Source organism: Halorubrum sp. ARQ200, assembly GCF_005435115.1.
Lineage (GTDB): Archaea > Halobacteriota > Halobacteria > Halobacteriales > Haloferacaceae > Halorubrum > Halorubrum tropicale.
The window spans coordinates 21,771-33,117 of sequence record NZ_SGTZ01000018.1 but is presented as its reverse complement, the minus strand read 5'-3'; the positions used below and the strand labels follow the sequence as shown (position 1 = coordinate 33,117).

The 11,347-nt window shown below is 72.4% G+C and carries 10 protein-coding genes; 3 read left to right on the top strand and 7 right to left on the bottom strand.

Translation table 11 applies throughout. The annotated features are described in order from the left end of the window. Positions 1-13: 13 nt before the first annotated feature. Entirely contained in the window at positions 14-457 is a 444-nt protein-coding gene (locus EXE50_RS16070) for a hypothetical protein (RefSeq protein ID WP_053771468.1), read from the bottom strand. Continuing rightward, entirely contained in the window at positions 450-2,264 is a 1,815-nt protein-coding gene (locus EXE50_RS16065; RefSeq protein WP_137705553.1) for a DNA mismatch repair protein, read from the bottom strand. The genes EXE50_RS16070 and EXE50_RS16065 overlap by 8 nt, the downstream gene beginning before the upstream one ends. 150 nt (positions 2,265-2,414) lie before the next feature. Between EXE50_RS16065 and EXE50_RS16060 the strand changes: the two genes are divergently transcribed. Then, positions 2,415-3,089 carry an MBL fold metallo-hydrolase gene (locus EXE50_RS16060; RefSeq protein ID WP_137705552.1) on the top strand — a complete coding sequence of 225 codons (675 nt, stop codon included), beginning with the start codon at positions 2,415-2,417 and terminating at the stop codon, positions 3,087-3,089. Between the two features lie 9 nt (positions 3,090-3,098). On the opposite strand, the gene EXE50_RS16055 is transcribed toward EXE50_RS16060, so the two are convergent. The 4 genes from EXE50_RS16055 to EXE50_RS16040 all read right to left on the bottom strand — a co-directional run bounded on the left by EXE50_RS16055 (position 3,099) and on the right by EXE50_RS16040 (position 7,919). Then, on the bottom strand, positions 3,099-4,247 hold the full coding sequence (locus EXE50_RS16055; RefSeq protein ID WP_121599585.1) for an acyl-CoA dehydrogenase family protein: 1,149 nt from the start codon (positions 4,245-4,247) through the stop codon (positions 3,099-3,101). A gap of 61 nt (positions 4,248-4,308) precedes the next feature. Next, the gene (locus tag EXE50_RS16050) at positions 4,309-6,414 is read right to left on the bottom strand and encodes an AMP-binding protein (RefSeq protein ID WP_137705551.1); all 2,106 of its coding nucleotides are present in this window, start codon (positions 6,412-6,414) and stop codon (positions 4,309-4,311) included. Between the two features lie 33 nt (positions 6,415-6,447). Continuing rightward, positions 6,448-6,882: a universal stress protein gene (locus tag EXE50_RS16045; protein ID WP_121599583.1), complete on the bottom strand. Its 435-nt coding sequence runs from the start codon at positions 6,880-6,882 to the stop codon at positions 6,448-6,450. Positions 6,883-6,965: 83 nt separating this feature from the next. Beyond that, on the bottom strand, positions 6,966-7,919 hold the full coding sequence (locus EXE50_RS16040) for a transcription initiation factor IIB family protein (protein ID WP_053771462.1): 954 nt from the start codon (positions 7,917-7,919) through the stop codon (positions 6,966-6,968). 388 nt (positions 7,920-8,307) lie between these two features. On the opposite strand from EXE50_RS16040, the gene EXE50_RS16035 reads away from it, so the two are divergent. Together EXE50_RS16035 and EXE50_RS16030 are read left to right on the top strand one after the other, a co-directional pair. Further along, positions 8,308-8,697, top strand: a complete 390-nt coding sequence (locus tag EXE50_RS16035; protein ID WP_137705550.1) for a hypothetical protein — start codon at positions 8,308-8,310, stop codon at positions 8,695-8,697. A gap of 3 nt (positions 8,698-8,700) precedes the next feature. Next, positions 8,701-9,324, top strand: a complete 624-nt coding sequence (locus EXE50_RS16030; protein ID WP_053771460.1) for an METTL5 family protein — start codon at positions 8,701-8,703, stop codon at positions 9,322-9,324. 36 nt (positions 9,325-9,360) lie between these two features. On the opposite strand, the gene EXE50_RS16025 is transcribed toward EXE50_RS16030, so the two are convergent. Continuing rightward, positions 9,361-11,271 carry a rhomboid family intramembrane serine protease gene (locus tag EXE50_RS16025; protein WP_137705549.1) on the bottom strand — a complete coding sequence of 637 codons (1,911 nt, stop codon included), beginning with the start codon at positions 11,269-11,271 and terminating at the stop codon, positions 9,361-9,363. Between the last annotated feature and the right edge of the window lie 76 nt (positions 11,272-11,347).

Below are 11,347 nucleotides of genomic sequence, written 5' to 3'. Positions count from 1 at the left end.
CCGCGAAGTCCTTCTACCCTAGCGCGGTGACATCGACGGTGCGCGTCTCGCCGTCGACCTCGATCTCGACCGTCTCGGCGACGCGTTCGCGCACCGTTTCGCGCCAGTCCTCGACCGCCTCGGCGTGTCGCTTCCGCCGCGCCGCGAGGTCCGCGTCGGGGTGTTCCGCCGCCGTGTCGTCGACCTCGGGGTACGGCGGCGCCTCGGCCACCAGCGCGCGCGGGTCGATGTGGAGCGGCGCGGGAGCCCCGTCGCCGGCGTCCGCGTCGCCGCCTCCCGCGTCGAGCGCGTGGAGTCGGGCCCGCATCCGCCCCGAGAAGGGCGGCGTCGCGCGGAGGACGACCTCGCGGTCGCTCCGCAGCGTCGCTTCGAGCGCGTTCGCCACGTCCTCGCGGTGGACCGCGACCGACCGGATCCGGTCGGGGCCCACGCCCCGACTCCCCTCGTCGTCAGTCATCGTTCGCCGCCCACTCGGCGTCCGAGAGCGTTCGCTGGACCGCCTCCTCGCCGACCGCGCCGGCGAGGTGTTCGAAGCCCGCGCGGACCCCGCGGTCGCCGGCGTTCGCGACGAGCCGCGAGACGATGAACTCCGGCGTGGACTTCCCGACCGTCTCGAACCGCGGCTGGTAGTCGACGCGGAGCTCCAGGTCGTTCGTCAGCCCCTCCGCGAAGATGCCGTCGATCCGGGCGGCGTCGGGCAGCGGGCTCAGGTCTTCCGCGAGGTGGGTGACGTAGACGCCGAGCGCGCCGCGGTCGACCGTCAGCGTGACGAGGCCGTTGAGCAGGTCGGCGGCCCGGCCCGGCTCCGTGATCGCCTCGAACTCGTCGACGAGCATGAGCGTCCGCCCCTCGGCGACGAGCGGGGGGACGACCGACTTCAGCGTCGACTCCAGCACGCCGGCGTTGAAGGAGGCGTGCCGGCGATGGAAGACGATCCGGTCGAACGTCCCGACCTCGGCCGCGTCGGCGGGCACGGGCAGCCCCATCGACGCGAGCAGCGCGACCGCACAGAGCGTCTCCAGAAGGGTCGTCTTCCCGCCGGAGTTCGCTCCGGTGAGGACGCTCACGCGGTCGCCGGTCGGCGGCGCGTCCGCGCTCGCGACGCCCGCCTCGCCCGCGAGCGAGTGGGAGCCGACGCCGTACGAGACCGGCTGAACGTCGCCCCCGAGGAAGGGGTTCCGCGCCCCGCGCACGCCGATACCGTCGTCGACGAGTGCCGGTCGGACGTGCCCGTTCTCGGCCGCGAACCGCCCGAGCGAGAGCAGGAACGCCGCGTCCGAGACCGCCGTCGCGGCGCGGGCGACCGCGGTGTCCTCGTCGGCGCCCGACTCGTCGCCGAGCCGCTCGCGGATGTCGGCCGCGACCGCGGCCTCGCGCTCGTCGACGGCGGCCTCCAGTTCGCCGACGAGGTCGCGCAGCGTCCCGGAGACGAAGTCGGCCGCGTCGAGCGCCTCGTCGGGCGCCGCCGACCGGACCGTCGCCGGCTCGACGCCGGTCTCGCGCGCGACGTGGTCGACCGTCGCCGCCTCCAGCGCCTCGAAGTCCCGGAGGCTCCCGTCGCGGACGGTTTCGAGCACGTCGAACGCGGAGTCCGCGAGGTCGCGCGCGGCCGCGAGCTGCTCGCGCAGCCGGTCCAGCTCCGCGTCGGCGCCGGCCGCGACCTCGATGTCGTCGCCGTCGAGGTCGCCGGCGGGGTCGATCGAGCCCCGTACGTCGGCGAGCGCGTCGGCCGCGTCGCGCAGGCGGTCGCCGTCGAGCGCGCCCACGTCCGCGAACGGGCCGTCAGTCAGCCCCGTTTCGCGGAGCGCGACCGCCGTTTCGACCGCGGCGAGGTCGGAGCCGTCCGCCTCGTCGTAGGCGGCGAACGACTCCGCGACGGCCTCGCGCGCGTCGTCGTCGAGGCCGTCCCACGCGTCGCGGGCGGCGACGACCCGGTCTAACCGCTCCTCGACGGCGTCGCGGTCGAGGAGGGGGGTCATCACCCTGATCCGGTCGGCCGCGTGCGCGGTCAGCGCCGCGTCGGCCGCGAGCCCGAGGAGGTCGTCGTACACCGAGCGCGCGTCGCCCGTCGCGAGGACGTCCATCCTGGCCTCGCCGTTCGCCCGGCGGAGGATGCGGGTCGCGCGGCCGCGGTGGAGGCCGGCGTCGACGAGCGCGCGGACGTCCGCCGACTCGATCGCCTCGACGGCCCGTTCGGTCCCGAGCGCCTCGGTGAGCCGCTCGCTCGTCTTTGGGCCGATCCCCCAGTAGTCCTCCAGTCGCATACCACGTGGTGTCGCCCCGGCGCCTTGGCGTTTTCGTCGCCCGTCCCGGCGCCCCGATGTCTTTCCCGGCGCCCCGATGTCTCTCCCGCCACCTCGGCGGCGCGATCCGGCACGCGAGCGCTCTTGCATCCGGCTCCCGTACGGGAGGCCATGGCAACCGAGATAGCCGAGGGCGTCTGGCGGATCGAGTGTCGCGGCGTCAACGCGTACCTCGTCTTCGACGACGTGCCGACGCTCGTCGACGCCGGGACTCCGTGGGACGGGGCCGCGATCCGGGACGGGCTCGACGAGGCCGGCGTCGCCGTCTCGGAGGTCGGCCGCGTCCTGCTCACCCACTACGACCTCGACCACGTCGGGACGCTGGCGGCGCTCGCGCCCGACCTCGACGCGCCGGTCCGCGCGTACGGCTTCGACGCTCAGCTGCTTCGCGGGTCGCGGTCACCGTCGATCCGGAATCACAAGGGCCTGATCCAGCGACTCGGCGGGCTCGTCACGGACCGCGCCGACCTCGACGTCGTCGGCGTCCGCGACGGCGAGCGGATCGGGTCGTTCACGGCGTACCACACGCCCGGCCACACGCCGGGTCACGTCGCGTACGCCAGCGGGGAACTCGGTGTCGGCCTCCTCGGCGACCTCGCCTCGGCGTCGGACGGCGACCTCGAACCATCCGGCTGGCTGATCAGCTACGACACGGACGCGGTGGCGACGAGCGTGCGCGACCTCGCGGCGCGCGCCCCGTCGTTCGAGGTCGCCTGCGTGGGACACGGCGACCCGCTCGCGACGGGCGGCGGCGAGGCCCTGCGGTGGCTGGCGGCGACCGTCTGATCTACCCGCCTATCGCGACTGCCGGTAGATGAGGTTGCGCTGGATGTCGTTGGCGCCCTCGTAGATCACCGGGATGCGCACGTCGCGGTAGACGCGGGCGATCCGGCGCTCGGTCAGGATCGAGCGGCCGCCGTGGAGCTTCATGCCCTTCTCGGCGCAGTCGGTGGCGACCTCCGTCGACTTGGTCTTCGCCAGCGCGGCCCAGTAGCCGGCGTCCTCACCGTTCGCGACCTTCTCGCAGGCGCGCCAGTTGAGCGCCCGCGCCGACTCGAACCCGATCCGCATGTCCGAGATGGTGTGCTGGACGGCCTGGAAGTCGTCGATGGTGCGGCCGAACGCCTCGCGCTCGTCGATGAACGCCTCCGCCTCCTCGATGGCGGCGGCGGCGAGCCCGAGCCCGTGCCCCCCGACGATGACGCGGCCGTGGTTGAAGAAGTCCGCGAGCACGTAGAAGCCGCCGCCCTCGCTGCCGACGACGTTCTCCTCGGGCACGAAGCAGTCATCGAAGACGATGTGGCCCTGCTTGGACGCGCGCATCCCCATCTTCTCCGGGATGTGCTCGGCCTCGTAGCCGTCGGAGTCGGTCTCGACGATGAACAGCGTGTAGTTGGAGTAGCGGTCGTCGCTCTCGCCGGTCTTCGCGTAGACGGTCAGCCAGTCGGCCTCGACAGCGTTGCCGACCCAGTACTTCTCGCCGGTCAGTTCGTAGCCGCCCTCGACCTTCTCGGCCTTCGTCGTCATGCCCGCCAGGTCGGAGCCGGTCTGCGGCTCGGAGACCGCGAGCCCGGAGATCTGGTCGTTCTCGGCGACCGGGCGGAGGTACTTCTCCTTCTGTTCCTCGGTCCCGTAATCCTCGACCATCTCGGCGCCGAAGCTGGCGAGCTGGAGCGTGAGCGCGATGCCGGCGTCGGCGCGGTAGAACTCCTCCGCGATGGCCAGCACCTGCGCCAGGTCGAACCCCTTCCCGCCGTACTCCTCGCCGATGTCCTGGGCGACGAGCCCGGCGTCCATCCCCGCTTCGAGCACTTCCCACGGGTACTCGCCGGACTCGTAGTACGCCTCCGCGTTCGGGGCGATGTACTCGTCGGCGAACTCCCGCGCCTCCTGTTTGACGTCTCGCGCGCGCTCCGGCACGATGCTGTCGTCGAGCAGCTCCATACGACTTCTCAGAGCTCCGCGGGCAAAACGTCGGTGGAACAACGAAGAACGCTGGGTGAGTTTATCCGTCGCCGACCGCGTCCGTGTCGCCCGACTCCTCGGCGTCCGCGTCGCCTTCTCCCTCGGTCTCCGCTGTCTCCTTCTCGGTCTCGTCCTCGCCCGTCGGTCCGGCCGCGACCTCCTCCGCGTCGGCGATTTCGACCTCTTCGGGGCGATCGGCGTCGGACTCCGAGATGCTCGCGCCGTCCGGAGCCGCCGCCTCCGCCGGCCCGGTCGGCTCGGCGGGGTCCGCGGGCTTGAACCCCGCCGTCTCAAGGTCCGCGTCGGTGCTCTTCCGGGGGTCCGTCCCTCGCTCGCGGAGGAGCGCCCGCGTCGCCTCCCTGTCGACCGTCCCCGAGACGGTCCGTGGGAGATCCTCGACGTACGCGACCGTCTTCGGGATCTTGAAGCCGGCGAGGCGCTCCCGAGCGTAGTCGACGAACGCGCCCTCGTCGATCGGTGCGGGGCCGACGCCCTCGCCCGCCACGACCGGCGTCGCGTCGTCGGAGCCCGTCGCGTCGTCGGAGCCCGTCGCGTCGTCGGAGCCCGTCGCGTCGTCGGAGCCCGTCGCGTCGTCGGAGCCCGTCGCGTCGTCGGAGCCCGTCGCGTCGTCGGCCGGATCTGCCGACTCCCCCTCCGGTACGTCGGTCGCCGTCGGTTCGGGCTCCCCGTTCGCGGCGTCCCCCGCGACGCCCGCCCCGTCAGGGAACCGGTCGCCGACGGCGACGAGCGCCGCGACGCGCTCGCCCCACACCTCGTCGTCGAGGCCGACGACCGCCACGTCCTCGACCTCGACGTACCCCCGGAGCACGTCCCCGACCTCGCCGGGTTCGACGTTCTCGCCGCCGGTGATGATACGGTCGTCGACCCGGTTGAGCACGTGGAGGTACCCCTCCTCGTCGAACCGGCCGACGTCGCCGGTGTGGAGCCCGTACGGTCCGAAGTCCGACCGGTCGACGGCCGCGGGATCGATCCCGTTCAGGTCGATGTCGTCGGGGACCGATTCGCCGCCGTCGTCGTCCGCTTCGGACCGGTCGCCGTCGCGCTGCGCGAGGTACCCCGACGTGATCGTCGGTCCCCTGACGACGACCTCGCCGGTCTCGCCGGGCTCGACAGGGTCGCCGTCCTTGCCGACGACCGTCACGTCGGTGCCGAAGAGGGGCCGGCCGACCGTTCCGATCCGGTCCCTCGTCTGTCGCGGCGTCGCGGTGGTGATCTGCGAGGCCGCCTCGGTCATCCCGTACGTCGGGTAGACGGGGATCGAGTAGTCGCGACACCGCTCCAACAGCTCCGCCGGCGCGGGCGCGCCGCCGAGCAGGACCACGCGGAGCGAGTCCGACAGCGTCCCCCGTCGGTCGAGCATCCGCTTGAGCATCGTCGGGACGAGCGAGACGCCGGTCACGTCGTAGGCGTCGATGTCGTCGGCGGTGCCGCCGGCGTCGAACCCCTCGCGCAACACGAGCGTCGCCCCGTACATGACCGACCGGTACACCGGCGCGAGCCCGCCCATGTGGTGGAGCGACAGCGACACGAGCCAGCGGTCGTCGGCCTCGACCCCCAGCCGGAACGCCGAGGCGACCGCCGAGCTGTACACGTTGCCAGCGGTCAGCGGCACGGGCTTGGGCTCGCCGGTCGTCCCCGAGGTGAACAGCACGCAGAGCGGGTCGTCGAACGACCACGTCGGCGGGTCGAGCGCCGCCGGGTCGACGTCGTGGATCCCGGTGACCTCGGCGCTCGTCGGGTCGTCGACGGAGTAGACGGGGACCCCCTCTATCTCCGCCGCCGCGTCGGTGGCCGTCGGCTCCGTCGGCTCCGCGCAGACGACGGCGTCGAGGTCGGTCCGGTCGATCCGCGCGGCGATCTCGCGCGCGGTCAGCTCCTGGCCGAGCGGGACGAACGTCGCCCCGATCCGCATCGTCGCGTGGACGAGGCCGACGGTGCCGACGTACGGGGGCGTCAGCACGCCGATCCGATCGCCCTCGCCGAGCCCGTGCGCGACGAGCCGACCGGCCGTCTCGGCGACCAGCCGGTCGAGGTCGGTGTAGCTCCACGCCTCGCCGTCCTCGGCGCGGATCAGGGCGGTGTCGTCCGGCGACGAGACCACCCGATGGGAGAGCCAGTCGCGCATCGGTGTCACCCCCGTCTGCCGAGTGCGGTGCGACTACTCATCTGTCGACTGTCGCACGGTCAACACCGGTACGTCCGACGTGCGGACGACCCGCTCCGTGACGCTCCCGAGCAGGTAGCGGTCGATCCCCTTCCGCCCGTGGGTCCCCATCACCACGACGTCGATGTCGTGGTCGTCGACGTAGTTGTGTATGGACCGGTAGGCGGTCCCGGACGTGACGCTGGTGACGCACTCGACGCCGGCGTCCGCGGCGGCCTCCGCGACGCGGGTCGTCGCCTCCTCGCCCTCCGATTCGAGCGCCTCGACGACGATCTCCGCGCCCGCCTCGAGGCTGGAGTACGCCGCACCGTCGACGACGTACAGCGCGTGGAGGCGGGCGTCGTATCGGTCCGCGAGGTCGATCGCGTGTTCGATCGCGGCGTCCGACGCCGGGCTGCCGTCGGTGGGAACGAGGATCTCTGAGTACATCTCACCCCGTAGTTCGACCGGTAGCGATTAAAAACCCGATCAACTGTCTCGCGCCGCGGTAGCCCCGCGGCGGCGCCGCCTCTCTACCGGAACCCCATCGCTTCGATCTGCTCTTGATACCGGTTGCGGATGGTGACCTCGGTGACCTGCGCGACGTCGGCGACCTCGCGCTGGGTCTTCTTCTCGTTACAGAGCAGCGACGCGGCGTAGATGGCGGCGGCCGCGAAGCCGGTGGGCGACTTCCCGGAGAGGAGCCCCTGCTCCGCGGAGACGTCGATTATCTCGGTCGCCTTCGACTGGACCTCCTCGGAGAGCTGGAGCGCGGACGCGAACCGGGGAACGAACTGCTTCGGGTCGACCGGCTTCAGCTCCAGGCCGAGCTCCTGGGAGATGTAGCGGTACGTCCGGCCGATCTCCTTTTGCGGGACCCGCGAGACGTCGGCGACTTCGTCGAGGCTGCGGGGGATCCCCTCCTGTCGGCAGGCGGCGTACAGCGCGGCGGTGGAGACGCCCTCGATTGATCGCCCCCGAATGAGGTCCTCGTTGAGCGCGCGGCGATAGATGACGGACGCGACCTCGCGTACCGACCGCGGGACGCCGAGCGCGCTGGCCATGCGGTCGATCTCGGAGAGCGCGAACTGGAGGTTGCGCTCGCCCGCGTCCTTCGTCCGAATTCGCTCCTGCCACTTCCGCAGCCGGTGCATCTGCGAGCGCTTCTCCGAGGAGAGCGACCGGCCGTAGGCGTCCTTGTCCTTCCAGTCGATGGTCGTCGTCAGCCCCTTGTCGTGCATCGTCTCCGTGATCGGAGCGCCGACGCGCGACTTGGACTGCCGCTCGTTGTGGTTGAACGCGCGCCACTCCGGCCCGCGGTCGATGTTGCGCTCGTCCAGCACGAGGCCGCAGTCCTCGCAGACGAGTTCCTGGTCGGCGTCGGTGACGATGTCCTCCGAGTCACACTCCGGACAGGAGACCGTCGATTCGTCCGTTTCCTGCTCCGTGTCCCGCTCCTGTTGCCGCTGGCGACTCGGACGTTCCATTAAAAGGTTTGTGGTCAGTCGCACATTTAAGCCTTGTCCACCCCCATCAACGATCCTTATGATAAGCGGGCGCTCGGTCACCCGGTTAACCGCTCGGAGAGCGCGTTTACCGACGAATCTGGGAATATAGGGTCGGATCGGCCCGGGCCGCGACCCGTCTCGCTCCGCCGCCGTGACGCACGAAACGTGACCGCGGTCCGGGGTCGGATTGGCCGCCGGATTTCAGGGCCCGAGGTCGTGGCCCCACTGCGGGCGAATTCCAACGCTCGGAGACGCTCACTCGCCGCGCTCGACGTGCTCGTCGCCGTCCCGTCTCGTCGCCTGACCTCTAGTTATTACTTTCAAACATCTATAAAGATTTTTGTATAACCTATGCCAATAGGATTGTATGAGTACCACCTCCTCGTCCGGCATCGAACGCACGCTGCGCGGCTGTCGCCCCGCAGACGTCGATCCGGTCGTCATCGACGCGGCCGACCTCGACAGCACCGCGCCCGACCACCTCCGCGACCTCAAGCAGGGGCTCGCCGCCCGGGGCTACCAGCCCGCCGCCGTCGCGACCGAGGCGGCGTTCGACGCCGAGGGCACGCTCGAACGCCAGCGCGAGGCCGACCGCCTCCGCGGGCTCGTCCGGGCGGCGTCGTTCCTCGGCGCCGGACGGATCGAGGTCGCCGTCGAGGACGAGCCGAGCGAGGAGGCCCGCACGGCGCTCGCGGCGCTCGCCGAACGGGCCGACCGCGAGGGCGTCGAGTTCGTCCGCGTCGACGGCGCCGCCTGACCGATGGCGACGAAGCGGTCGCTCGCGGCCAAGCTCGGCGTCGTCGCCGGCTTCGAGCGCCCGGACGCCGCCCTCGAACAGTACCCGACGCCCCCGGAGCTGGCCGCCCACGTCGTCCACCTCGCCGACCTCCACGGCGACGTCGACGGCCGGACCGTGATCGACCTCGGCGCGGGGACCGGGATGCTCGCGCTGGCCGCGGCGCTGCGCGGTCCCGCCCGCGTCGTCGGCCTCGAACTCGACGGCGGCGCGCTCGCGACCGCGCGGGCCAACGAGCGTCGCGTCGCCGCCAGCGCGCCGGTCCACTGGGTCCGCGGCGACGCCACGCGCCCCCCGCTCGCCGTCGCGGAGCCGGCGACCGTCGTGATGAACCCGCCGTTCGGCGCGCAGGACGGGAACCGCAACGCCGACCGGGAGTTCCTCGCGGTCGCGAGCGACCTCGCCGACGTCTCCTACTCGGTCCACAACGGCGGGAGCCGGGAGTTCGTCGAGGCGTTCGCCGCCGACGAGGGCGGCGAGGTGACCCACGCCTTCGCGGCCGAGTTCCGGATCGACGCGCAGTTCGACCACCACACCGACGCGGCGCGCGACATCGAGACCGAAGTGTACCGGATCGAGTGGTCGTAGGCTCCTCACTCGCCGCTCCGGTTCGGCCGGTCTCGACTACTGACGCCCCTCGTACCGCTCCCGCTGCGCGATCCGGACTCGCGTCTCGCCGCGCTCCGCGAACAGGACGTCGCCCTCGCGCACGAGGGTGATCCCCCGAACCGTCACCGACTCGTTCGCGGCCGGGAGCGGCGCCGTGACGTTGTTGCCGCTGCCGCCGATCACCGTCAGCTCGAAGGTCCCGCGCGCGGCCGCGACGACGACGGTGCGGCCGTCGATCTGGGGCTCGGCGCGCGCCGGTTCGCTCGTGAACAGCGTCCGTCGGGTCTCGTTACGGACCGCGTCGACCCGGTACGTCGGCCCCCCGTTCGCCGCCACCCAGCCGACCCGCTGGACCCACACGGTCTCGCGCCAGCCGGTCCCGCCCACGTCGACCGCGCGGTACCCCCAGAACGCGAGGTTCCCCTTCGAGACGGCCGTCGTCCATATCTCGCGGTCGGGGTTGGTGACGATCACCCCCGAGGTGTTGACCGACGTCGACCGGCCGAACGCCTCGACGTCGACGACGCCAACGAGCCGGTTCTCCACGTCCTCCGCGTACGTCACCTGATACCCCTCCACCTCGACCGGGTCGCCGGGGAGGTCGCCGTCGTCGACCGCGACGAGGTTCGGGACGACGGCCGGCCCGGCGACGACCGCCAGCGCCGCGACGAGCAGCAGGAGGCCGACCGCCGCCGGCGTCGCCGACCGGATCCCGCCCCGGATCGTCTCGGGGTCCGGGACCGCCCGGGCCGGCCAGATGGGCTCGTCCCGCGAGACGGCCGCGACGGCGACTATCGCCGCGAGCAGGGCGAGCAGCCCGACGCCGACCGCGCGGTACAGCTCGTAGCGCTCGTTGCCGAGGTACCAGTACACCGCCCACAGCCGGCGCGACGCGCCGAACAGGAGCAGCGCGCCGAAGACGACGAGCGCCGACCGCTCCGTCGCGTCCGCGCGAGTCCCGCCGCCGTCGGCGGTCGCGACCGGGTGGTGCCGCCACCGCCCCGCGGCCGCGTCCGAGTCGGCACTCCGACCCTCGCCGTTCCGGGCTCGGCCGCGGCGCCGGAGCAGGACGACCGCGACCAGCGCGCCGCCGATGACCCCGAGCGCGTGGCCTTGTATCGCGACGTTCGCCCACCCCGGCACGCCGTAGGAGGGGGACGCCTCCGCGAACGCCACCGGGACCCGGACGGCGTCGTAGAGGACGCCGACGAGCGTCGTTCCGGCCATCGCGACGACCGCGGCGACGGGGCGCGAGACGAGCGCGAACCCCCAGTACGCGAACACGACGACGGAGAAGCCGATCACCGGCCCCAGCGCGAACAGCGCGGAGACGAGGCCGAACGCGACCGCGGCGCCGGGCACGATCAGGAAGGCCCGGACGTACGGGTTCGCCGCGGGCGACTCGACGGCGGCGAGCCGGCCCGGCGCCGCTCGGATTCGCTGAGGAAGGCGCCGCGCTCGGCTCGGGAGCGCCCACACGCGACTCGGCAGGCGTCGAAGGCGGACGGCGAGCCGGTCCGCCTCCCCGACCTCACGACCGTCGGGGAAGTGGCCGTACGCGTACTCCGAGAGGCCGCCGGCGACGACAGCGGCGAGGAGGTTGCCGGTGATGTGGCCGCGGCCCGCGTGCGCGAAACTCGACCAGACGAGCCCCTCCGGGTAAAAGTACGACCACGACCGGAACGGGATGACGACCGGCCGGTTCGGGTTGTTGAGGCCGGACTGGACGAACAGGTACACCCCCACCACGCCCGCCATCACGACCAGCGTCCCCCACGGGACGCCGAGGAGGAGTCGGGACCGGAGCGCCCGCGTCCAGTCGCCGCTCGGGCGGTCGACGAAGTACACGACGGCGAGCGCGACGGCGAGCGCGACGCCCCCGGCGGCGAGGTGAACGGCGTCCGCCGTCAGCGCCTCTGCGACCATGTCAGGTTCGACGGAGCCGCGCACACATCAATACGGGGGTCGGGAGCGGGGACCGAAGATGGGCGGCGACGGACGG